Below are 22,905 nucleotides of genomic sequence, written 5' to 3'. Positions count from 1 at the left end.
GCAGTGTGGACATAAAGGAGGATCTTCATGGAACTCATGCTGGAAATCATCAGCAGACAAAAATTTTCTCTTCATCAGAGCAATGTGCAGCATGTCTTCCGCGAAGTCGGAGGCTACATAGGACGCGACAAGGAATGCGAGTGGGTGCTTCTTGACAAGACGAAGCAGATCTCACGCCGGCATGCCCTTGTCAGTTTCGAGCATGCCGCATTCTTCATTGAGGATCTGAGCACCAACGGCATCTACAGCGCCCTGGGCAGGGAACGACTCGCCAAGGGACAGAAATACCGCATCGAGCATGGAAACACCTATGTCATAGGCGAATACAGCATACAGGCCAGACTCCTGCACGAGCCGGGGTCCTACCTCTCCGAGCAGAGCATCCAGAACGGGGATATCATACCCGCCGGCGAGGTCCTGGCGGAGGATCCCCTGCTCGCCATGGAACAGCAGGACGAACTCAATGCCCGGGAACGGCTCGGTCTCTACAATGATCTGCTGGGCTCGACGCCTGAAAAAAAGACTTTTCAGGCGGATCATACGGAGGCCTCGCTCGGGGCCATGCCGGCGGTGACGCTCGTCCCGGAGGACTGGAACGTGGAGGAGGACGACGACGCGGAGCCCCTCCCCGCTCCGGCGCCGTCGCCCCGGCCGGATGCGCGCTCCGCCGCTCCCGCCGTCCCGCCGGTCCCGGAGGACGTCCCGCCGGTTCCGCCGATCCCGGAGGACGTCGCGCCGCCCCGGATCCCGCAAGATCCCGATGCGCCGGCCCCCGAAGTGGAGGCCTTCTTCCGGGCCCTGGGATTTTCCGCCTCGCCCGATTCCCGTGAGGAGCGGGAGCGCATCATGCTGCGGACGGCGGAACTGACGGCCGCCGCGGTGGAGGGCATGCTCCAGGCCCTGCGCAATCGAGCCGACAGCAAGAACGAGCTGCGGCTGCCCGTGACCACCATGACGCTGGCCAGCAACAATCCTCTGAAATTTTCGCCCACCGGCAAGGCCGCCCTCAATTATCTGCTGGCCCCGCCGCAGGAGGGCTTTCTGCCGCCTGCTCAGGCCATGCTGAACGGCTTTGACGACCTGCACAGCCATAATCTGGGGCTGATCGCCGGGGCGCGCGCCGTCGCGCAGGCCATACTCGCGCGGATCAGCCCCGAGGCCGTCGCTTCCCGCCTGGATGCGACGGGCACGGTGCGCTTTGCCCGGATGCGGCGTCTGTGGAGCGCCTTTGCCAAACTCCATGCGGGCCTGCGTGACGACGACAACGGTTTCACCTCCTTTTTTCTGGATGATTTTGCCCGAGCCTATGAGATGCAGGTCAGAACGCTCAATCCGGCCTGCATGAACCGCCAAGGAGATCTTGAATGAACTTCCGTACCCTCTTCATGCTGCTGGCGCTGCCGGCGCTGATGCTGCTGAACGGCTGCTCCTCTCCCCGCATCGGTCTGGAGGTCGCCAGTCTGCCCAACGTGAATCCCGACAGCTCCAGCCGCCCTTCTCCCGTCATCGTCAAGATATACGAGATGCGCAATGACCTGGCGTTCCGGCAGGGAGACTTCCAGACGCTTTTCATGGAACCCATGAAGGTGCTGGGGGCCGATCTGGTGGCCGCGGACGAGCTGACCTTCGTCCCCGGCGAAGCCCGCACCGTCGCCTATTCTCCCATGCCGGAAACGCGCTATGTCGGCATACTGGCCGGTTTCCGGCAGATGGAGCGCGCCAGATGGCGGGCGGCGCTCCCCGTCGTGCCGGAGGAGGACAATCTGATCCGCATCGAGCTCAACGACACCTCCCTGCTGGTCATCGAGGCGGACGCCGACTGGTCGTCGGAGGAGCGCGTCCGCAGCTATCAGGAACGCACGGGGAAGGCCGAACGCCCCGGGAAGGCCGAACATCCCGGAAAGACCGGCGGCGAAGAACGGCCGGAAGCGAAGCCCGCCCCCGCCGGGGATGGACAGGAAGCGACGGCCGCCCCCGCCGCCGAGTCCGGACAGGAGGCGCAGCCTTCGCCCCGGCGGGAGGAAACGTCCGCTCCCGGCAATGCGCTGCCCAGATCCCGGCAAATCAGCGATAAGTGAGGACGCGCCATGTTGACTGAACGTGTCGTCTGGACGGAAGGGCTCCAGCTTTGTCCCGTGCATTTCCAGCAGCAGGACAGGTATACCGAATCCCAGCTGGCGCAGCGTGGCCTGCTGCTGCCCCGCTACGGCTGGGGCTTCACCGAGTTCGTCATCGACGAGCAGTACCTCAATCTGGGCAAGGTGGTTCTCAGCAAGGCGCAGGGCATCCTGCCCGACGGGAGCCTGTTCGAAATCGGGCATGGTCAGGAGGGCCTGTCGCTCGACGTCGAACCCGGGGTCATGAACCGCCAGGTCGTGCTGGCGCTCCCCATCGCCCTGGAGGGATCGTCGGAGATCCGGGAGGAAAAGAATACAGGACTTTCGACCCGCTATGTCGCGCATGCGGTGACCGTGCGTTCCAACATCGCGGCGGACACGCGCGAGCGCGCCATACAGTGCGCCAGACCCGACCTGAAGCTGATGTTTGCGGACGACGTCAGCCAGAACGGCTACGTCATCCTGCCGATCCTGCATATCGTGGAATGCCGTCCGGACAAATCCATCCTGGCGGACAAGGATTTTACCCCGACCTTCATGCATATGGGGGCGTCGCCGCTGCTTTCCGGCTATCTGCGCGAACTCATCGGCCTCATCAGCCACCGGGCCGACCAGCTCGCCCGCCGCATCAGCAGCGCCGGCAGCACGGGCACGGCCGAGATCGCCGATTTCATGCTGCTCCAGTGTCTGAACAGGGCCGAACCGGTCTTCAAGCATCTGGACACCACCCCCAACGTCACCCCGGAGGACTGCTACCTCCAGCTCCTTTCCCTGGTGGGCGAGCTTGCCTCCTATGTCGAGGCGGGCAAGCGTCCGGGCGACTTGCCCAGATACAATCACCGGGCGCAGTACCAGTGCTTCACCGATCTCATGGAGCTGGCGCGCTTTGCCCTCAGCATGGTCCTTGAGCAGCACGCGGTCGAGCTGCCCCTGCAGCAGCGCAAGTACGGCATCACCGTTTCTCCCATCCACGACCGCAACCTCCTTACCGCCGCCAGCTTCATCCTTGTGGCCTCGGCCGACATGGACCAGGAGACCTTGCGCACCTCGCTGCCGCGCCAGCTGAAGATCGGCACGGTGGAAAACATCCGCGACCTCGTCAACCGGCAGCTCCCGGGCATCCGGATCGCCGCCCTGGCCGTTGCGCCGCGCCAGATCCCCTTCCATGCCGGCAAAAGCTACTTCCATCTGGAGTTCACGTCGGAAGAGCTGGCGCAAATGGAGCTCTCCGGCGGCTTCGCCTTCTATGTTTCGGGGACGTTCCCGGGACTCCAGCTGCAGTTCTGGGCCATCAAGGAGTAAAGCATGAAGCAGGCGGACATCGATCAGACCGTCTTCCTGAACAAGGGGGAGCCCGCTCCGGAGCTGCCTCCTTCCTTCAGGAGGGTAACGACGCCGGTCATGAAAGAAACGCGCAGCGCCATCCCCTATGTGGCGCAGCAGACTTCCGTCATCCCCAGCGTGGCCGGTCTCAATCCGCTGGTCAGCGCCGCCTCGGAGCTGCTGTTGGCCATCGTGCGCATCCGCGCAACGCGCCGGCCGTCGGCCTATGCCCCCGGGGATCCCTCCTCCCCGGAAGGTCACGAGGACATCGAACATCTCCGCGCGGGGCTGGAAGCGGAGATCCGCGCCTTTGAAGGGCGCGCCCTGGCGTCTTCCGACATAGAGCAGGCGCAGATCATCGCTTCCCGCTATGTGCTGTGCACCGCTGTGGACGAAGCCGTCTCCACGTCGCTGTCCGGGGAAAACGGCGAATGGGGCCGGCATGGCCTGCTTTCCACCTTCCACAATGAGACGTGGGGCGGCGAGAAATTCTTTCAGATCCTGGATCGCTGCATGCAGCAGCCCGCGCGCAATCTGTATATCCTGGAACTCATGTACCTTCTCCTGAGCCTTGGTTTTGAAGGGAAATTCGGCGTCCGCGAACGCGGCCCCATCGCCCTGGAAGCCTTGCGAGACAAGGTCTACAAACAGATCCGCCTCCTGCGCGGCGAACCGCCGCAAGATCTGTCCCCGGGGGTGGAGCAGCCCGCCGGGCGGCACCATATCCATGCCTATATCCCGGTATGGCTGGTGCTTGCCGTCTTCCTCTTTGCCATCGGCGTCACCTTTGCCGGTTTTTCCGTCATTCTGGAAAGGCAGACGCTGCCTCTGCTTGACAGCATGTCCGCCCTTTCCGGCTCCCCCCGGGAGGTATTGCCATGAGAGCCTTTTTCCGGGCCGTCGCCAACGCGTTGACCGTTCCCTGGGTGCTTGCCCTTGCGGTGACGCTCTGCCTTGTCCTGTGCGTCTGGTTCTGCGGGCCCTATGTGGCCATAGCGGACCACAAGATACTGGAGAGCCTCGTCTCCCGGCTGGTGGCGACCCTGCTGCTGGTTTTCCTCTGGGGCCTGTTCGTCGCCCTGTCCACCTCCCGCCGCAAGAAGCGGGAGCTTGCCGATCCCGACAAGGCGGCCGCCGCCGAGCAGGTGAGGCGGCAGCGCCTCACGGTGCGCGAGGAGCGCGACTACCTCAGGGACAAGATCCGGCAGGCCCTCCGCATCGTCACGCGCTCGAATTTCTATGGCGGCAAGCGGTCCCGTTATTCCCTGCCCTGGTTTCTGGTCATTGGCCCGGAAAATTGCGGCAAAACCTCGTTCCTGCTCAATTCCGGGCTGCAATTCCCGCTGAACGAACAGGCGGACCGCCACCTCTACCAGCTCAAGGCGACGACGCGCTGCGAAACGATGTTCGCCAATCAGGCCGTGTTCATCGACACGCCCGGGGCCTATACGGACACGCAGCGGGAAAGCGGGCCGCACGCTCTCTGGCGTCTGCTTCTCAAGCGTCTGTTCCAGTCCCGTCCCGCCCGTCCGGCCAACGGCATCATCGTATGCGTCAGCATGCGCGACATGCGGGATGACGACGCGCCCCGACGCGAGCACCTTGCCCGCACCATCCGGGAAAGGCTGAGCGAGGCCCTCCAGACGCTGAAAACCCACGTCCCCGTCTTTCTGGTCTTCACGAAATGCGACGTCATCCCCGGCTTTGCCCAGTTCTTCGCCCAGCTGCCGCGCGTGGAGCGCGAACAGATATTCGGCTGTCCCGCGGGCGACGGGACCGACATGGACATGAGCAGGCTGCGCGAAGAAGCGGGGGAGATGCTCCAGACCCTCAACGCGCAGATCGTCGCCAAGATCCATCAGGAACGCGACCTTGCGGCGCGGGGCGAGATATTCCGCTTCCCGCAGGAGCTGGCCGCGCTTGGCCCCACCATCGAGGATTTCATCGTCGAGGCCTTCGGGCCCTCGCGCTATCACCGGCCTGTCATGTTCAGGGGCTTTTTCTTCACCAGCGCCCTGTCCTCGCAGGATGTCCTCAAGTCCGCCGCACGCGGCGGCGAACTGGCTTTCCAGACCGGCTTCCAGCCCTCTCAGGGCGATTACGCCAAGGGCTTCTTCATCCACCGTCTCCTCCAGGACTGCGTGATCCCGGAAGCGCGCCTGGCCGGGGCGGACAAGGAGCACCCCTGGGCCCTCCGTTTGCGCCGCCACGGGCTGCAGCTGGCCGCCGCCGGTCTCTTCCTTTTTCTGGCGACTTTTCTGGGCATCAGCTTCATGAACAACTATGTGGGCGTGGAGTCCGTCGCCGGCATCCATGCGGCCTTCGCCAAGCAGCGCGACGCCCTCCCCCTGCCGTCGGACGCCAAGGCCGTGCTGCCGGAGCTGGACACGCTGGAAAAGACCCTGCACGTCTTTTCCCCCGAAGAAGACTCCGACATTGCCTACGGCCTCGGCCTCTATCAGGGGGATACCGTGGTGCAGGCCGCGCGGACGGCCTATCTGGACGAGCTCAATGATCGCCTGCTCCCGCAGGTGCGCCGCACGGCCGCGCAGAAGATCGAACAGTCGCTGACCAACGTCGGGGAGCTGAAACCGGCCCTGCGCGCCTACCTCATGCTCTGCGAACCCAAACGCCTCAAGCGGGATTTCATGTCCGAATGGCTCGGCCGCCAGTGGTCCGCCCAGTTCATGGGGGATGCGGCGACGCAGCGCGAGCTTGCGCGTCATATGGACTACGCCATGCTCCACGGCATCCGCCCCGTCGCCCCTGATGAATCCTTGCTGGAAAAGGCGCGCCAGGCCCTGCTGAAGATCCCGCTGGCCGAGCTGGCCTATCAGCAGCTTCAGGAAGAAGCGCAGGAAAGCGGCAAGCCGCCCTTCACCTTCCGGGCCAGTCTGGGAGAGAACATGTCGCCCTTTGACGGCGACACCCACCCCATCCCCTATCTCTATACCCGGAAGGGCTATGAGGAGTATTGCGTGGAGCGCTGCCCCGCCATCATCCGCAGCCTGACCGACGACAGCTGGATCTTCGGTTCCAGCCCGCTCACGCTCAGCTCGCTGGACATGGACCGCATCTACAAGGATGTCCGCGCCATGTATTTTCGCGACTATACGCGCTACTGGACGGAAGCCGTGCGCAAACTCGACGTGCCCTCCCCCCGGACGCTGTCCGCCGCCGCCAGCACGGCGGAACGGCTGACCTCGGGCATATCCCCGGTGACGCTGGTGCTGCGGGAAGTGCGCAACAATACCGACCTCATCCTTGCCGAGACCGAAGCGGAACCCGTGGCCGACGCACTGGAAGCGCAGGCCCAGAAAAAGGCTTCGCGCAAGGCCGGGAGCGTCCTCGGCGCACAGGCCGGCAAGGCCGTTACCAGGAGCGCCGCCGACAAGCTGGCCGCCGCCCGCGCCAAGGCGCGGGACGAGGCCCAAAAGGACGCTCGCGCCGTGCGCCAGTATTTTCTTCCCCTTGTCAGCCTCATAGATGCCGACGGCAACGCCGCCCCGGCGCTCAAGGCCGCGCACGACGCCATGACGGACGTGGGCGCGTACCTGACGAAGCTGCACAGCAGCGATGACCCCGCCCAGCGCATCTTTGCCGCGCTGCTGGAGATCGCGGACGGCAAGGATGAGACCCTGCGGGAACTGGAAAATGCGGCCGGGAAGCTGCCTTCGCCCGTGCGGGGCTGGTACGAAAGCGTCCCCTCCGGCGCTTTGCGACGCATGCTCTACCTTGCCGCCGAGCATATCAACCAGGCCTACGCGCAGCGTGTCGTCCAGGTCTATGAACGCGATCTCAGTCCCTATTATCCCTTTGACGGCAAAAGCGGCAAGGACGTCAGCCTTGACGCGTTCAGCGCCTTCTTCCGCTCCGGCGGCACGCTGGACAGCTTCTACGACGCCTATCTGCGTCCCTTCGTCAACGGCAACGGCACGCTTCGCAGCATCATGGGCCGAACGCTGCCGCTTTCCCCCCAGGCGCTGACCCAGCTTACCCGTGCCAACCGCGTACAAAGCGCGTTCTTCTCCTCCGGCCGGGATCTGGGCATCACGTTCACGCTGGAGCCCTACGCGCTCGATGCCGCCATGAAACAGGTGACGTTCGCCGTGGATAACGAGACCGTGAGCTACTGGCACGGCATGGTGCAGGGGAAAAACTTCTCATGGCCCGGCGATCACAGCCGCGCATGGCTGGAAATGACGGATCTCAACGGCATTGCCAAGCGCGGCGACGCCCGCGGCAACTGGGCGATCTTCCGCATCCTGCAGACAGGCGTCATCAAGAAGCAGGAAAACAACACCTGCCTCATCGAAATACGGCAAAACGGCAGCTGGGCCCAGTTCCTGATCCAGTTCCGAAACCGTCTCAACCCCTTTGATCCGGCCGTGTGTTCCTTCACCCTGCCGGCCTCGCTGCAGTGATGTCCGGCCCCACCCCGTCCGCATATCCCGCAACGGGAGCGCCGCGCCATGACAGGGTTTGTATGGACCGCCCGCCGGCGGCCTCGCGCGCCGCGGGGAGCCTTCCGCCCCTCTTGCGGAAGTCTTCCCGCACGCGCCCGGCGGCGACGGCGCGAAAACCCGGGCGGTCTTTGCGCGAAACGCGCCGCAAGGAATGACATGACCTTCGTCCCGTCCCGCGTCTGTTTGCGGCAGCCCGGCCTCCCTCCGGACAGGCCTCCCGTTCCGCTGCGTATGTTCTGCGGCCTTTTGTGGCTTGCGGTCCTCGCGGGCTGTACGGCCGGCATGACGCCGGAAGGTCGCGGCATACCGGCTTCGCGCGCCGTCACGCTCCGCCGGGAGTATCTTCCACCTTTCGGCGGTCAGACCATCCGGCCGCCGCAACGCATGGCCGATGTGGCCACGCTCTGGATGCCGCTCACCCGCGAGGAGCAGGTCCGGCTTGCCGCCTATGGCGACGTCTCCCCCTGCGCGCCCCCGGCGGCGTGCTTTTCCGTCGCCGCGTGGCTGCCGCCCTCGGAACAGGGACGCATGCGGGAATATGTCTACCGTCTCACCGTCAGCCAGAAGACGGTGACCGGCAGGGTGCTGGCCAGAGCGGCCCGTCTGCTGCCCATGATCTCCGCCATCCTGAAGGAGCAGGGCTTGCCGCCGGAACTGGCCGCCCTGCCCCTCGTGGAAAGCGCTTTCGAGCCTCAGGCGGTCTCTCCTGCCGGGGCCGCCGGACTGTGGCAGCTCATGCCGGCCACGGCCCGCCGTTTCGGGCTGACGGTCGATGCGTCATGCGACGAACGTTTCGATCCCCGCCGGGCCACGGAAGCCGCGGCCCGCTATCTGCGGTGGCTCAATGGTCATTTTCGGGACTGGCCTCTGGCGCTTGCCGCCTACAACTGCGGCGAAGGGGCCATGACCGGCTTTCTGCGCCAATGCGGGGCACGCAGTCTGGGGGAATTGTCCGTTGCCGGCCGGGGCATCGTGCCACAGGAGACCCTGTGCTTTGTCCCCAAATTCGTCGCCGCGGCCTCCGTCATGCTGGCCGGCGGCCATATATCGCGAGCCGATGCGGCCGCGCCGCGCCCGTCGCCCCGGTGGTCAGACCGGCAGGCGCATGCCGCCCCTCCTCCAAGGAAGGTCTCTTCCCCTGTCCGGCCGTCCGCCAGTGACGGCGTGCCCATCCCAAAGGTTCCCGCCATGCGGAGGTTATCCCGATGAACAGCTTTCCCGCATCCCGTCCGGCTCCCTGCGCCGCTCCCCTGCTCAATTCCTGGGGATGGTCGCGGCAGGGAGGACGCGGAACGGAAAATGAAGACGCCTTCCTCAACTGGCCGGAGCGCCGTTGCTGGGCCGTGGCGGATGGCGTGGGCAGCAGCGCCTACGGCGGCAATGCCAGCCGTCTGCTTGTGGAAAAACTCATGACCATCCCCGAAGCCGCCTCGCTGGACAGCCATGTCCGCAATGCCCGCGCCTGTCTGGAGGAGGCCAATGCCCTGCTCGCTTCGCATGCCCTGTGGCCCGGCACGGCGGCCAGCACCATCGTCGCCCTGCTCGCGCACGGAGAACAGGCCGCCTGCCTCTGGTCGGGCGACAGCCGTTGCTATCTGCTGCGCCACGACGTTTTGTACCAGTGCACACGCGATCATACGCTGCGTCAGGAAAAGATCGACAAGGGGGAACTCACCGTCCCGGAGGCCTACCGCATGGTGCGGGGAAACATCATCACTCAGGCCATCGGGGCATCCGCCGCCAGGATAGATGAAGTGCGCTTCACCCTTTGTCCCGGCGATCGCCTCCTGCTGTGTTCCGACGGGCTGACCGGCATTCTGGACGAAACGACGCTCGCCGCGCTGCTGCGCCAGGGCAATGCCCGCGCCTGCGCCGAACGCATCCGGGAAAGCTTGGCAGCCTGCTCCCCGCCGGATGACGTGACCCTGATCACCCTTGTCTGGACATAACGGGCACGGCCCGCTGCCGCCCGTCGGGGCGCTGCCGTCGCGGGAGGCCAGCCTTTTTGCAGTGAAGCGAAAAAAGGCGTTCCCCGTCATCCATCCTCCCAAGCACCCTCCCTTCCCCAGCGCGTTTGTATCGTGGGAAGAGTCGGAAACACCAGGCAAGCCCACCCAAAAGGCACGCGGGGTATGCACGTTTTGCTTTGAGTATTCATTGAAATTGTTTGTAAAAGAGGAAACGGCATGCGCAGCAGAAAAAAAGCCTCTCCCTCACGGCGCGATCAGGGACCGGCACAGACCGGAACCGGCGTCCGCACGGCGCGCGCCAGCGGAGAACACGCCTCCCTGCGCTTCCTGCCGGAACGCCGGCTCGGCGTCGGGGGACTGTGCGAGGTCCATGCCGCCAGGGATCTGCTCAGGCTGGAATACGACGACGGCTTTCCGCAGGTCGCCGTAAAATGCCTGCGTGCGGAATTTGCCCATTCGCCCGTGGCGCGCCGCCTTCTGGCCCGGGAGTTCTTCGTTGTCCGCCATGTGTCGCATCCCGGCGTGGTGCGCGTCCATGACCTGCACGAGGAAAAAGGCCGGCTGTGCCTCAGCATGGAGCTCCTGTCGGGCCGAACGCTGTACGACATGCTGGGTCGGCATCCGGCGGGACTGGGGACGGCGGCCATCCCCCTTGCGCGGCAGCTGTTCCGCTCGCTGGCCCTGCTGCATGGTCTGGGCATAGCGCATGGCGACGTGAAGCCCGCCAACCTCATGCTGGAACGGGACGACCGCCTTGTCCTGTTCGATTTCAACACGGCGGAAGTCCTCCCCCAGCCGGGGCGCGCCGCCTCCCCCATCAGCCAGAGCCTGCGCTCCCATCTCGGCCTGACGACCTACAGCCTGCTGCACGCGTCGCCGGAACGCCTCGAGGGCGGCCCGCCGTCCTTTGCCGACGACGTCTTTTCCGCCTGCTGCACGATCGCCGAGCTGCTCGACGGCGTCCACCCCTTTGCGCGGCGCTCGGCGCTGGAAGCCAGAAACAGCGGCATGCCCCGGCCGCGCCTGTCCATCGGCAGCACGCCGGAAGGAAAAATGCTGCTGCGCGGCCTTGACTTTTCCCCGTCCCGGCGTCCCCCGGCCCCGGAACTGGAAGATGCCTTTCGTCCCCACAACCTTGCCGCCAGGTGCTTTGCCACCTTGCGCGCCCGTCTCACCCCAAAGGAGGTCTGACCATGCCCCTGCCCAAAGCTCTGCTCTGCGTTCTGGGAAAATCTCCCGCCCATGAAGAAGAAAGCCAGCTCCGACAGGCGGGTTTCGCTACCGCCGTCCTGCGCTGGGAGGAACTCGCCGGCCGGACGCAGGACTGGATGCAGCTTTCCGAAATACTTGACGATCCCGCCGTGCAGGCCTGGGTGATGGCCGGCGAGCCGGAAGCCTTCGGCACGGATGTGCTGCGCATGACAAGCCTGCTCGCCCTCTCGCTGCGGCGGGAAAGCCAGCCCGGCACGGCTTTTGTCCTCTACGGTCAGGGGCGGATGCCCGCGCTGCCGCCGCTCATGCGCCATGCGAAAGTCTGCCCGGCGCATGCCCCCTTTGCGGCCCAGCTCATGGCCGCCCGGTTCCGGCCGGGCGCGACGCTCGCCACGCCCTTTCATGTGCGGGCTATCCTCAGCCCCCTGATCGGCTTGTGGCTGGAGATCGCCCCCGCCGGTGGACGGCAGGAAGGTTTCACCATCGGCGTTACGGAAGCGGAGATAAGCGCCTTTGGGGTGGGGCCGCGCGGCGCGGTTCCGCAAAAAAGCCGGCTTGACTATCCCGTGTCGGGCATACAGGGGACCATGAACGGCATCCCCTTCTCCGCCTGCGCGGCCCGCAATGCCATAGGGGAAAACGAGGCCTGTTACTGCAAGGTGGAGGGCATCCCCCGTGGCGTCTTTCTGGGCAACTATCTGCCGGAGACGGAGCAGGACGGGGAGGTGGAGCTGCTCCCCTTCGCCATCGCCTGATGGACGGGCCGTCATTGAAAACGCCAAAACGCTCCAGGGCGTGTCAACACAACTTTTTCAAACAATTTCAATAGATAAAATAAACAGACCCTACACGCTCCGTTTGCCTTCGGGGCAGGGTTGCCTCATGTCCCTGCCCCAAACAAGTAACTGATGGTGTTGACAGGCCGCAAACGTGCAGGAGCACGGGCGGGGGGATGCCCTCCAGCGGCTGGCGGCCGTTGAGCGCGTCCAGCGCCACGGGCATGCAGCAGCCCGCCACGCCGGCGTCGCTCTGACGGACGAGGTGCGGCATGGCTTCCGCCGTGCCGCCTCTCTCAGTCCCGGGTCTTGCGTCCCTCCTCCCGCCCCAGCCAGATCTCCGCCATCCTGTCCAGTTCGGCGCGGCGAGCCTGCCAGTCCGGGCAGACCTGCGTCAGCAGCTGTCGGAAAAAAGGCGAATGCCGGTGTTCGCGCAGATGGCAAAGCTCGTGCAGGATGACGTAGTCGATGCAGTGACGCGGCGTGCGCACAAGATCGGGATTGAGGAGGATCACGCCCTGCGGGGTGCAGCTTCCCCAGCGGGCTTTCATGCGCACCAGCCGCAGGGGCGGCCTGTCCGCCCAGGGGACGAACGGGAGCTGGCGTGCAAGATATTGCGGCAGCAATTCCGCCGCCCGCCGCCGGTACCAGTCGTCAAGACGGCGGCGCACCTCCGCCGCGCGCAGGGCCTGCACGTCCGGCGCTTCACTCCACGGGTAGCGGCTGGGCACCAGCAGTTTGCCGCGCAGCAGACGAACATGCTTGCCCTGCCCTTCATCCACGATGTGGAGCTGATGCCGCCGCCCCAGATAAAAATGCGTCTCGCCGCCCACAAAGCGCAAAGGCAGCGCATGGGCGCGCTGCGCCCGGAAGCGTTCACGCGTTTCAAGGATCCAGCGGCCACGCTGCCGCAGGCTCTCCACTATGCTGTCCAGCGGCAGCGACGCGTCGGCGGCCACGCGTATCTCCCCCGCGGGCGTCACGGATATGCGCAGGCTGCCGCGTGCCGCCGCACGCCGCACAAGACGGCAGGTGAAGCGCTCCGCGCCATAGAGGAAGGAGACTTCCTCCTCTTGCGGCAGACCTGCGGATTTGCCGGACACCATGCCCCCCCGCGTCAGGCCTGTTGCCCGCGCACGCGCAGACTGTGGATGACGTCGCTGATGACGGCCTGGGCCGTCTCGATGGCCTCCTGCAGACAGGCCGGAGCGTCCCCGCTGAAAAAGAGCTCGAGCAGCCCCTTGCTGATGGCCCTTTCCCTGTCATCCATATTGAGGGAGAACTCCCTCCGCGCCCGTGTGGTGATCTCCTCCATGCGCAGGGCCAGCTCCGTCCAGACGTCAAGGGCCGCGCCGTCGTCCGCCGCCTCGTCCGGGGTGTGGCCGCCCAGCCGCATCTTGAGGATGCCGAACCAGATGCGGGCATCGGGATGTTGCGCCAGCCCGGCGGGGATACCCGGCACGCGGTTGGCCTGCACCGTTTTTTCCAGTTCGGCAAACAGCAGGTACTGCTTGACCGGCGCGTCGAACAGCTCCTGACTGCGAGCGATGGCCTGTTTCAGCAGCTCGGAAAAATAGGCGTGCGCATACGGATCGTCGGCCAGTTTCACGTCGATGCTGCGCGTCAGGCGGCTGGCGATGGCCGCGGCTTCCGAACGGGCCTTGCCGTCGCTCCAGCGGGCCGGATCACCCCTGCCCAGATCGTCGACGCGGTAGATGCCTTCCGGCTCCTGTATGGCGACGCCCGCCATGTGCTTGTCCAGCAGATCGCGGATGCTGGCGGTATAGGCGTCGTAGTCCACACTTTCCTGCGCCAGACGGCGTACCTGTTGCCGCACGGCGGCATAGCGGCGCGCCGCCTGCTTGAAATGCTCCCTGTCCGCATCGCTGAAGGAGCGGTCCTCATAAAAGCTTGCGGATTGCAGCGCGACGGTCAGGCAGTTCTCATAGGCGCGCAGGGCAAGATAGAAATCGTCGCGGCGCTTGCGGTTCCTGTCCTCCGGTTTGCCGTCCCGCAGTCCCATATCCGGGGCAAGACGCTGCACCAGCGCCTGCGCGTCCGCCGGATCGATGCCGGTGAACAGGGCGTCCAGCGCCTCCAGCAGCTGCGGCAGGCGCTTGTATTCCGTGGACATGGGCACGCACAGCCCCCGCACGTCCTCCTCCTGGTAGCCCTGCACGCGCTCCGCCAGTTCGGCGTAGCTGGCGATGCTGGTGTCCAGCGCGGAGAGTATCCCCTTGTAGTCCACCAGATAGCCGAACCTTTTCGCTTCATGCAGCCGGTTTACGCGAGCGATGGCCTGGAGCAGCTCGTGCTGCTTCAGGGGCTTGTCGATGTAAAGGACCATATTGCGCGGCTCGTCAAAGCCGGTGAGCAGCTTGCTCACCACGATGAGCAGCTGCGGGGCCCCGTCCGTGGCGAAGCGGTCAAGGATGCGCTGGGTGTATTTGGGTTCCGGTTCCCGGCCGACGTTCTTGTCCCACCAGACCTTGACGGCATCCCGGCTTTCGGCGTCCACGTCCTCGTGCCCTTCGCGGCTGTCCGGCGGCGAGATGACCACGGCCGAGGAGATCAGCCCCTGCCGCTCGAATATCTCCTGATAGGCGACGGCCGCGCCCTTGCTGGAACAGGCGAGTTGCCCCTTCATGCCTTTGGGCAGGGTGAGCAGGTGGGAGGCGATGTCCGCGGCGATGAGCTCCATGCGGCCGCGGGCCCTGTCGATCTGGCTGGAACGGGAGAACTTGCGCTTCAAGTCGGCGCGCTGCCCTTCCGTCAGGCGGGCGGTGATGCGGTCGAACCAGGCGTCTATGGCTTCCTCGTTGACCGAGAGTTCCGGTATCCGCTCCTCGTACAGCAGGGGCGTCACCGTGCCGTCGGCCACGGCCTGCTGCATGGTGTAGGCGTGGATGATGCGGCCGAAGGTCTCTTCCGTTCGGGAGCGCTCCTTTTCCAGCAGCGGCGTGCCGGTAAAGGCGATAAAGGCCGCATTGGGCAGGGCCCGGCGCATGAGCTGGTGCGTTTCCCCGCTCTGGCTGCGGTGGCCCTCATCCACCAGCACGATGATGTCCGGGCTGTCGTTGCGGCATTCCGCGCGCTGGGCCGCGCTGTGGAACTTGTCGATGATGGTGAAGAGGATGCGCTCCTTTCCCCCGCCCAGCTTTTCGGCCAGCTTGCGGCCCGTGCGCACGCGGGCTTCGGCCGCCTCCTTCTTGCCGAGGATGCCGCTCTTCAGGAAATTTTTCAGGATCTGCCTTTCCAGATCCACACGGTCCGTGACCACCACGATGCGGCATTGCTTCAGCTCCGGCAGCAGGACGAGGGCCTGCGCCAGCATGACCATAGTATACGATTTGCCGCTGCCCGTGGTGTGCCAGATGACCCCGCCGCCGCGCTTGCCGTTCTCCACGTTTTGCAAGCGGCGCAGCATGGCCCGCAGGCCGAAGACCTGCTGATAGCGGGCCGCCAGCCGGTGCAGGCCGTCGCGCCCGGTCTCGAACAAGGTAAAGTAGCGCATGCCGTCGAGCAGACGCCGCGGATGCAGCAGGCCCGCTATGCAGCGATCCTGCCCGGTGAGCACGCCCTGCCGCGCCACGCGCCAGGCCTCCCCGGCGTCCGCGGGCCGCCGCGTCAGGATGGCGGCGGCATCGTCCGCGTTCGCGCCCCGCTTCCAGGCGGCTATGGCGGCATCCGGCGTCTCCTCCTCCCGCCAGCTCGCCCAGAAGCGCGCAGGCGTGCCGCACGTCCCGTATTTGCCGTCCGCGCCGTCCACGGCAAGGGCCATCTGCGTATAGATGAAAAGCTGCGGGATGTATTCGCGCCCCTGATTGCGGATCATCTGGGAAATGGCCTGCGTGTACGGCGGTTTGCCGTCGCAGCCGGGCAGATCCGGCCGCTTGCACTCCACCACCGCCAGCGGCAGGCCGTTCACATAACAGACGATGTCCGGCACGACCTTGTGCAAGCCCGCCGCATCCAGCACGGCCAGCTCTTCCGTGACGTGCCAGACGTTGTTTTCCGGCTGTTCCCAGTCCAGCACGGAGATGGTGCAGTCCGTGCTCCTGCCGTCGATCTCTTCCGTGACCGTGATCCCGAGGCGCAGCAGGTCGTAGATATGTTCATTGGTGGGCACGAGCCCGTCCCGCAGAGGAGGACACAGGGCGGCGACGATCTTGTCCACATTGGCCGGGGACAGGGAAAAGGCCGCGCCCCCCACCTGAAAGGTGCGCTCCTCCAGCCAGCGCCGCAGGACAGGAACCAGCACCACCGCGCCGCCCCGGCCATCGGCCGCCCCGCGCAACGCATTGGCCTGCTCCGGCGAAAGATAACGATAGCCCATGCCGCACAGCAATGCCAGCGCGGGCAGCTTGGAAAGGCGGTCTTCCGGTGTGAGGTGCATGTGAGTCTGTCCTCTGGGGGCATGTTGCGGGGGGAAGGAAACCCCCTTGGCTGGCGCGCAAGGGGGTTTCCTTCCCCCCGCGCCCCCCATCCTTCCCCCAACGCGCTTTATTCAGGTCGATCAGAGGTACGGTAACGCGGTCGCTTTCCCTTCGGCAACCGTCCCCCGGCAGCATGGACGAGGCGAAAAAGCAAAAGTTCAGCAGCAACGCCCATACGCGGCCAGGTCGCTGTCCCTCGACCAGATATAGACCTCGGATGTAGTATCACCATTTAATTGAAATCATGTTCATTTTCCGTATATAATTAATAAAATTTGCTTTCAAATAAAAACATTTATTTTTAAAATTAGACTCATTGAAAGTTTTATCAGATGTGTTTAGTATATCTCTAATTATATACATATCAGAATTAGTCAGCCCTATTTTATTATCTAAAATATGAATTCCATGTTGTATAACATTTACAGAGCAAAATATCCATCTGGCAAGTTCAGCATCTTGAGACTCTCCAACAAACTTTACAATACTGTCGTCAATATTGTCATTCAGAACTTTATTGGTAATATCTCTGTCAAATGAAAAAATAAACATTGACAATAGAAATATAAAGCTATCTATATTATCGTCCTGTAATGAGAAATCATCTGCGATGGTTTTATATATTTTTATATTTTTAACAAATTTTTCAATACCTCGCAAGCTTATATTGTGCTTCACAATGATATGGTCAGAAATTCTTTTACAAAAACTTTCTTCTTTTCTGAGCACTTCTATATCATTGAATTCATTTTTAAGCAAAATACTGGCAGCACTTTGATGGTTTATTATGTGCACAGAAGGGATGTTGATAGATAAATTGACAAACTTCTCCAGATACACGTCCGCGTCCACGTCTTGTCCGTAGCGCTTGCGGATCACAGCCTTGAGCTGTTGCATATTGGCGATAAAAACAAATTTGATGCCGGGGACGTCAAATACATGTTTGACAAGTTCCAGAATGCTGAGGGCAACGTCCGGCCGGCAGCGGTCCAGCTCATCGATAAAGAAGAGGATGGGCCGTTCTTCGGCGGCCTTGGCCATGACGTTTTTCAGGGCATCAATATTTCCTTGTGCATTGGCATACTGATCCAGCAGCTTGTCCACGGTCTGCTCGACAAGCGCATCAGCGCCCTCACTGGCGGCCTCGGCCAGCTCTTCGGAAACTTCTTCCAGATCCTGCTTGAAAAGATGCGCAAACGCGGCCTTGCCCGCGACCTTGCCCAGCGTCTTCACCACGGGCAAAGCTTTTCGGCTGATTTCTTTTTTCTTTTCTTCGGGGAACTCGGCCCGGATGGCGGCCAGGATGCAGAGCAGCGGATCGTCCACGGTCTCGGAAGCGAAGGCATCCAGATAGATGATGGCCCGTTCCGGCGGCAGGGCCGCAGCCTGCACGGCCGCGGGGCGACTCTCGTCCGCTGCGGGCTGGGATGCGGTGTCCCCCGGCATGGCGCCACCGGCCGCGCCTGCCGCTGTCCGATCCGCACGGGCAGTAACCTCTTGGGCGCTCGCCTGGCGCTGGGCGTCCTGCTCCTTTATCAGATTGATGAGCTTGCGGCAGAACTCCGTCTTGCCCGTGCCCCAACCGCCGTCGATGACCATCGGGCAGAAGTCCACATCCGCATCCAGCAGCTTGATGATGTTTTCGGCAATGGCCTTGCGATTGAATTCATCACGGTCTGCAAACGTTATGTTTTCAAGAGAAACCGAAGCGTCCATACGCATCTTCTAAAGCATTCTCCGTTTGAAAGGCTTCGCGATTCACACCATCCTGGCGCTTCGCGGAAAAATCGCTGTCTTTCCGCCTGCTTTGGCCGGGCGGCTTTGCTGTCGCCTCACGTTTTATCTTTTTCAAAGAAAAAACGCTCTAGACCCGCACCCGGCGCTTGCCGGTGAGCAGTTGTTGCATGAGGGCTTTCTTTTCTTCCCGCAGGCGGGCGGCCTTCTGTTCCAGCAGGGCTATTTCCCTGTCCGCCGCATCCAGCACGGCGGCAATGGCGCGTTGTTCGTCGAGGGGAGGGAGTAAAACAGCAATTTCAAGAAATTGTGTTTTTGAAAGGTTATATCGAGTAGCTCCTTGAGCAAGAGATGCTATGTTTCCTCTAAATTTGTTACCTCTAAACAAAAAGCGAGCATACTGAGGTAAGAGTATTGAAAAATTTTTCATTCTAAAACCAAAGCAGAAAGAATTTAAATAAACATTTTCAATATGATCAAGAAAAACAGATGACATTCCTACTTCATGTGGGGTTTCTGATGAAATCGTAAATAATATGTCGCCATATTTGACACAATTTTGTTTTTCATTATCATAAATTATAACTTTTTCAAAATTTGTATTATCTACAAATGAATTCTTAAATACATTCAAGTAAGGTATAAAAAGGGTTCCTTGACCAAAATCCTCTTTTGATTTTCCAGTCAAGCCTGCATACGTAGTTCCAATTTTTTTTAATTTTACTAGTTCCCACTCCCCACTGAATCCCGGCAATCTGCGCTTGCCTGTCAAAAGCTGCTGCATGAGGGCTTTTTTCTGCTGGTGGCTGTTTTCCAGCATGGCATCGGCCGTGCTGATGGCCTTATCCCATGTGGAAAGGATGGCGGCTATCTTTTTTTGTTCAGAAAGAGGAGGCAAATTAATTTTATACGGAAGTATATGCTTATTATTAATTTGAGGAATAGACGATATGTCAGCAATTCGATATAACCCAGAATATTTTATAAAATAATAAATAAATTCTGTATGACATACAGAACCAATTGGATAAACAGCCATCATGTTTGTATCCAATCCGATATGGGTTGCCGCAATACGAACCTTATTATTCATTATTGCCGCCCCACGTTTTGGGAAAATAACAGACATAAGAGGAATACAGTATTTTTCATCAAAAAAATACTGCTTACTATTTTTTTGATATTTATCACAATTATTTAAATCATCAACCTTGACATACGGATAAGTCCCGTCATCCTTGGGATCGACAATTTGAGGTGCGTATCCAGAATATATTTTTACACATTTACCAAGCGTAGTCTCTTTCCACCCTTCCGGCAGCATAGCGTCATCCTCACACTCTGTTTCGCCCGCGCAGGCTGTCGGGGCGGCTGATTGAACAGTAACAAAAACGGCAAGGCTCAGGCAAGGCAGGCCCTCACCTTTGGGGGCTTACGGTTTTTCGCTGTGGTACGCCTCCTGCGGGGACGTTGTGCATCAGGAAAGCGGCGGCGTTATCGCAGCGCCTGATTAACCTGATTAAAGCGCGCTGGGGAAGGGATAGGGGGAGTTTGAGGGGGGAAGGGAAACCCCTCTCGCGCTAGCAGCGACCCGACGGGCGGCCGCAGGCCGTGTCCGTTAGGCGACGCAGGAGCCTTACGGGCATCGACAGCAGAGCGAGGGCTTTCCCTTCCCCCCTCAATATATAAAACCGCCCCTATCCACCCTGACGACATTCCAGCGCGGCAAGGCGGGCCGCGTCCTCGGCATCCTGCGCCGCGTCGGCCTGTGCTTCCTCCAGCGCGCAACGCTGCCGATAGATGGCGTACTGCGTGCGCACATACTGCTTTGCATCCTCGCTGCGGCGTGTGCCGTAGCCGGAAAGCATGCTGCGTTCGTTGAATTCCAGAAAGCGCCGGGCCTGCTCCTGCCAGTCCGCCAGCGTCATGTCCTGATGACGCCGGGCGCGCATTTCCGCATGGTCCAGAAACATGGTTACCAGTTGGTTCATGTCGGCGAGTTCGGCGGCGGTCAGATAATTCTTGGCCACATCCGCATCCGTCAGACACGGCATGCCGCCCCGGAAGCAGGTCAGCCCCATATGGGGTTTTGTGCCATCCGCCCGCAGGAACTTGAGTTCCGCCGCCGTATGCCCGCTGACCGCATAGAGCATGCAATCCTGCAAATGGGCAAAGAAGTTGCGCACCGGTTCCTCGTTCTTGTTCCTGGCATAGTCCACGCTGGTAGCGGCAATGAGATCCCGCACCTGTTGGTAAAAGAGTTTCTCCGAGGCGCGAATGTCCCGAATGCGGGCCAGCAGCTCGCGGAAGTGCTCCTCGTAGCCGTCGCCGTATTTGAGCTGATCATCGTTCATGGTGAAGCCCTTCACCATGTATTCCGTCAGCCGTTCCGTGGCCCAGGCCCGGAACAGCGCCCCCACCGTGGAGCGTACCCGGTAGCCCACATGCAGGACGGCATCCAGGTTGTAATGTTTTGTTGTGTAATGTTTTCCATTAGTTGCAACTATTGAGTAATGCTCAATAGTTCGCGCTGGTTCAAGCTCGCCATCCTCGAAAATAGCCTTGAGATGCTTATTGATATTGGACACCGTGACGCCGTAGAGCTGGGCAAGCTGCTTTTGGGACAGCCAGACCGTCCCGCCCTGCAGGCGCACCTCCACCCGCACGCTGCCGTCCGCCGTGGCAAAGACGGCCACGCCCGGCGCGGCGTCCGGCGGGGGCGGCGTTTCCGGCGGCAGGATCTCCGGCATGGGGGGGAGCCTACGCATCGCCATAGCCCAGCTCCCTGAGGTAGGCGGCCATTTGCGTTTCCAGCGCGGCCAGCTCGGCATCCAGCTTGCGGCGCTCGGCGCGCACGGCCAGCAGGTCTATCTCCTCCTCTTCCTCGAAAGTATCCACATAGCGGGGGATATTGAGGTTGCCGTCATGCTCGCTGAGGATGTCCGCTATGGGCACGAGGGCCGCGTACTTCTCCACGGGCCGGCGGGCCGTGAAGGTCTCCACGATGCGCTCGATATGCTCCGGCGCAAGCTGGTTCTGATTCTTGCCGGGGCGGAAGTCGCGGGATGCGTCGATGAACAGGACATCCTCGTCCGTCTTGCGCTTCTGGAAAATGAGGATGGCCGCCGGTATGCCCGTGCCGAAAAAGAGCTTTTCCGGCAGACCGATAACGGCGGAGAGCAGGTTTTCCCGCAAGAGCTGGTTGCGGATGCGGCCTTCCGCCGCGCCACGGAACAGCACCCCGTGCGGCACCACCACCCCCATGCGGCCCGAACCGGGCTTGAGGGTCTCTATCATGTGCAGGATGAAGGCATAATCCCCCTTGGTGCGCGGCGGCAGCCCCCGGCGGAAGCGCCCGAACGGGTCGTGCTCCGCCTCTTCGATGCCCCACTTGTCCAGCGAGAACGGCGGATTGGCCGTCACCACATCAAAGTGCAGCAGGCGTCCGTCCGTGTCCAGCAGCTTGGGATTGCGCAGGGTGTCGCCCCATTCGAGACGGTGGTTGTCCTCCCCGTGCAGGAAGAGGTTCATTCGGGCCAGGGCCCAGGTCGCGCCGATGGACTCCTGCCCGTACAGGGCATAATCGCGCTGGCCGGTCTTCTGGAAGATGCGGCGGCCGCACTTCATGAGCAGGGAGGCGGAGCCGCAGGCCGGATCGCAGATGCTCTCGCCGGGTCGCGGGTCCAGCAGGCGGGCCAGCAGGTCGGACACTTCCGGCGGCGTGTAGTACTCCCCGGCCTTGCGCCCCGCATCGGCCGCGAACTTGCCGATGAGAAACTCGTAGGCATTGCCGATGATGTCCAGCGAGCCCACGCGCGAGAGCGAAAGATCCAGTTCCGGCTTGGCGAAGTCCTCCAGCAGGGTACGCAGAAGCGTATTCTTCTGCTTCTCCTCGCCCAGTTTGTCGGTATTGAAGCTGATGTCCTGAAAAACGTTGCGCAGCTTGCTGCCGTTGGCCTCTTCCAGCGCCGCCAGCGCCTCATTGATGCGCTGGCCGTTGCCCGGCGCGTGCCGCTGGGCGTGGAGCGTCCAGAAGTTCGCTTCGTGGGGCAGTGTGAAACGCTGCTGCCGCATCATGGCCGTGACCAGTTTCTCGTTGTCGTACTGCTGCATGAGCCGGGTGTGCTCGTCGTTGTAGACGTCGGAAACGAATTTCAGAAAGAGCATGACAAGGATGAAGTCCTTATACACGCTGGCGTCGATGGTGCCGCGAAAGGTATCGCAGGCCGCCCACACGGCCTTGTTGATGGTATCCTGTTCGATGGCGGTAACGGTCTCGCTCATGCGTCCTTCCTTTCCTGATCGTGCAGGGATGCGGCCAGCCCGTGCAGCAGGCGGTCCGCGTTGGCGATCTGTTGACGAAAAATATCCTGCTGGCGGCGGATGTTGCCGGCAAGCGCCGCAAGGCAGGCCTGCCGCTCACGCGGCGGCACGGCCACGGGGGCCTCTTCCACATCCTGGCGGCGCAGGCCCAATTGCAGACTCCCGGCCTGTACCTGCTGGAAATAGGTTTGGACAGGGCCGTAGTTGAGCTGCCAGGCCAGAAAGGCGGGCAAAACCGCCGGGCCGGCCCGCAACACAAAAAAATGCGGGGCCGCTACCGCCGGTTCCGGCACCTGTGCCAGATGGACGGCAAAATACTTGCCGCCCCGTATGGACAGCAGGATGTCGTCATCCTGCAAAAAAGGAAAGGGCTTGCGCCCGGAAAGCCGGGTGCGCAGCAGGGCGGGCCAGTTCGGCCCGCCCTCGCGGGAGACGTCCCTGAGCTGGACGACAAGCGCGTCGCCCGCCGGGTCCGACTCGACGCTGCTACGAAAGGGAAAGCCCGGCCGGACCTCGGCGATCTGTGAAAGCTGAAGGATCATGGCTGC

At 62.3% G+C, this 22,905-nt stretch carries 16 protein-coding genes; 9 read left to right on the top strand and 7 right to left on the bottom strand.

The genetic code is table 11. The annotated features are described in order from the left end of the window. Positions 1-27: 27 nt before the first annotated feature. The 9 genes from tagH (at position 28) to Q0K12_RS05080 (ending at position 11,843) form a co-directional block, all read left to right on the top strand. Entirely contained in the window at positions 28-1,368 is a 1,341-nt protein-coding gene (gene tagH / locus Q0K12_RS05120) for a type VI secretion system-associated FHA domain protein TagH (RefSeq protein WP_297260694.1), read from the top strand. Beyond that, complete coding sequence (gene tssJ, locus Q0K12_RS05115; RefSeq protein ID WP_297260693.1) at positions 1,365-2,078, top strand: type VI secretion system lipoprotein TssJ; 714 nt, start codon at positions 1,365-1,367, stop codon at positions 2,076-2,078. The genes tagH and tssJ overlap by 4 nt, the downstream gene beginning before the upstream one ends. A gap of 9 nt (positions 2,079-2,087) precedes the next feature. Beyond that, entirely contained in the window at positions 2,088-3,419 is a 1,332-nt protein-coding gene (gene tssK / locus Q0K12_RS05110; protein WP_297260692.1) for a type VI secretion system baseplate subunit TssK, read from the top strand. A gap of 3 nt (positions 3,420-3,422) precedes the next feature. Then, the gene (gene icmH / locus Q0K12_RS05105) at positions 3,423-4,322 is read left to right on the top strand and encodes a type IVB secretion system protein IcmH/DotU (RefSeq protein WP_297260691.1); all 900 of its coding nucleotides are present in this window, start codon (positions 3,423-3,425) and stop codon (positions 4,320-4,322) included. After that, positions 4,319-7,864 carry a type VI secretion system membrane subunit TssM gene (tssM, locus tag Q0K12_RS05100; RefSeq protein ID WP_297260690.1) on the top strand — a complete coding sequence of 1,182 codons (3,546 nt, stop codon included), beginning with the start codon at positions 4,319-4,321 and terminating at the stop codon, positions 7,862-7,864. Before icmH ends, tssM begins: the two co-directional genes overlap by 4 nt. 324 nt (positions 7,865-8,188) lie before the next feature. Continuing rightward, on the top strand, positions 8,189-9,115 hold the full coding sequence (locus Q0K12_RS05095) for a lytic transglycosylase domain-containing protein (protein ID WP_297260689.1): 927 nt from the start codon (positions 8,189-8,191) through the stop codon (positions 9,113-9,115). Then, the gene (locus Q0K12_RS05090) at positions 9,112-9,855 is read left to right on the top strand and encodes a PP2C family serine/threonine-protein phosphatase (protein ID WP_297260688.1); all 744 of its coding nucleotides are present in this window, start codon (positions 9,112-9,114) and stop codon (positions 9,853-9,855) included. Before Q0K12_RS05095 ends, Q0K12_RS05090 begins: the two co-directional genes overlap by 4 nt. Positions 9,856-10,092: 237 nt before the next feature. Next, complete coding sequence (locus Q0K12_RS05085) at positions 10,093-11,067, top strand: serine/threonine-protein kinase (protein WP_297260687.1); 975 nt, start codon at positions 10,093-10,095, stop codon at positions 11,065-11,067. A 2-nt stretch (positions 11,068-11,069) separates the two neighbouring features. Continuing rightward, positions 11,070-11,843 carry a hypothetical protein gene (locus tag Q0K12_RS05080; protein ID WP_297260686.1) on the top strand — a complete coding sequence of 258 codons (774 nt, stop codon included), beginning with the start codon at positions 11,070-11,072 and terminating at the stop codon, positions 11,841-11,843. Positions 11,844-12,160: 317 nt separating this feature from the next. Here Q0K12_RS05080 and Q0K12_RS05075 read toward each other — a convergent pair whose 3' ends face one another. The 7 genes from Q0K12_RS05075 to Q0K12_RS05045 form a co-directional block, all read right to left on the bottom strand. After that, positions 12,161-12,970 carry a SprT family zinc-dependent metalloprotease gene (locus Q0K12_RS05075; RefSeq protein ID WP_297260685.1) on the bottom strand — a complete coding sequence of 270 codons (810 nt, stop codon included), beginning with the start codon at positions 12,968-12,970 and terminating at the stop codon, positions 12,161-12,163. Between the two features lie 11 nt (positions 12,971-12,981). Then, the gene (locus Q0K12_RS05070; RefSeq protein ID WP_297260684.1) at positions 12,982-16,260 is read right to left on the bottom strand and encodes an HsdR family type I site-specific deoxyribonuclease; all 3,279 of its coding nucleotides are present in this window, start codon (positions 16,258-16,260) and stop codon (positions 12,982-12,984) included. Positions 16,261-16,525: 265 nt separating this feature from the next. Continuing rightward, positions 16,526-18,016, bottom strand: a complete 1,491-nt coding sequence (locus Q0K12_RS05065; RefSeq protein ID WP_297260683.1) for a P-loop NTPase fold protein — start codon at positions 18,014-18,016, stop codon at positions 16,526-16,528. 148 nt (positions 18,017-18,164) lie between these two features. Continuing rightward, complete coding sequence (locus Q0K12_RS05060; protein WP_297260682.1) at positions 18,165-19,358, bottom strand: restriction endonuclease subunit S; 1,194 nt, start codon at positions 19,356-19,358, stop codon at positions 18,165-18,167. Positions 19,359-19,731: 373 nt separating this feature from the next. Then, complete coding sequence (rhuM, locus tag Q0K12_RS05055) at positions 19,732-20,808, bottom strand: RhuM family protein (RefSeq protein WP_297260681.1); 1,077 nt, start codon at positions 20,806-20,808, stop codon at positions 19,732-19,734. Further along, the gene (locus Q0K12_RS05050; protein WP_297260680.1) at positions 20,795-22,318 is read right to left on the bottom strand and encodes a type I restriction-modification system subunit M; all 1,524 of its coding nucleotides are present in this window, start codon (positions 22,316-22,318) and stop codon (positions 20,795-20,797) included. Before Q0K12_RS05050 ends, rhuM begins: the two co-directional genes overlap by 14 nt. After that, positions 22,315-22,899, bottom strand: coding sequence for a hypothetical protein (locus Q0K12_RS05045; protein WP_297260679.1), 585 nt, complete (start codon positions 22,897-22,899; stop codon positions 22,315-22,317). The genes Q0K12_RS05050 and Q0K12_RS05045 overlap by 4 nt, the downstream gene beginning before the upstream one ends. Positions 22,900-22,905: the final 6 nt, after the last annotated feature.

The organism is uncultured Desulfovibrio sp., assembly GCF_944324525.1.
Classification (GTDB): Bacteria; Desulfobacterota; Desulfovibrionia; order Desulfovibrionales; family Desulfovibrionaceae; genus Desulfovibrio.
This window is presented reverse-complemented; position numbering and strand designations above follow the sequence as displayed.

Excerpts from the sequence above, each read along its gene's own strand:
- tssJ (WP_297260693.1), top strand. The coding sequence starts at position 1,365 with ATGAACTTCCGTACCCTCTTCATGCTGCTGGCGCTGCCGGCGCTGATG.
- tagH (WP_297260694.1), top strand. The coding sequence starts at position 28 with ATGGAACTCATGCTGGAAATCATCAGCAGACAAAAATTTTCTCTTCAT.
- Q0K12_RS05075 (WP_297260685.1), bottom strand. The coding sequence starts at position 12,970 with ATGGTGTCCGGCAAATCCGCAGGTCTGCCGCAAGAGGAGGAAGTCTCC.
- Q0K12_RS05085 (WP_297260687.1), top strand. The coding sequence starts at position 10,093 with ATGCGCAGCAGAAAAAAAGCCTCTCCCTCACGGCGCGATCAGGGACCG.
- tssK (WP_297260692.1), top strand. The coding sequence starts at position 2,088 with ATGTTGACTGAACGTGTCGTCTGGACGGAAGGGCTCCAGCTTTGTCCC.
- Q0K12_RS05090 (WP_297260688.1), top strand. The coding sequence starts at position 9,112 with ATGAACAGCTTTCCCGCATCCCGTCCGGCTCCCTGCGCCGCTCCCCTG.
- Q0K12_RS05080 (WP_297260686.1), top strand. The coding sequence starts at position 11,070 with ATGCCCCTGCCCAAAGCTCTGCTCTGCGTTCTGGGAAAATCTCCCGCC.
- Q0K12_RS05045 (WP_297260679.1), bottom strand. The coding sequence starts at position 22,899 with ATGATCCTTCAGCTTTCACAGATCGCCGAGGTCCGGCCGGGCTTTCCC.
- Q0K12_RS05095 (WP_297260689.1), top strand. The coding sequence starts at position 8,189 with ATGACGCCGGAAGGTCGCGGCATACCGGCTTCGCGCGCCGTCACGCTC.
- tssM (WP_297260690.1), top strand. The coding sequence starts at position 4,319 with ATGAGAGCCTTTTTCCGGGCCGTCGCCAACGCGTTGACCGTTCCCTGG.
- icmH (WP_297260691.1), top strand. The coding sequence starts at position 3,423 with ATGAAGCAGGCGGACATCGATCAGACCGTCTTCCTGAACAAGGGGGAG.
- Q0K12_RS05050 (WP_297260680.1), bottom strand. The coding sequence starts at position 22,318 with ATGAGCGAGACCGTTACCGCCATCGAACAGGATACCATCAACAAGGCC.
- Q0K12_RS05060 (WP_297260682.1), bottom strand. The coding sequence starts at position 19,358 with ATGCTGCCGGAAGGGTGGAAAGAGACTACGCTTGGTAAATGTGTAAAA.
- Q0K12_RS05065 (WP_297260683.1), bottom strand. The coding sequence starts at position 18,016 with ATGGACGCTTCGGTTTCTCTTGAAAACATAACGTTTGCAGACCGTGAT.
- rhuM (WP_297260681.1), bottom strand. The coding sequence starts at position 20,808 with ATGGCGATGCGTAGGCTCCCCCCCATGCCGGAGATCCTGCCGCCGGAA.
- Q0K12_RS05070 (WP_297260684.1), bottom strand. The coding sequence starts at position 16,260 with ATGCACCTCACACCGGAAGACCGCCTTTCCAAGCTGCCCGCGCTGGCA.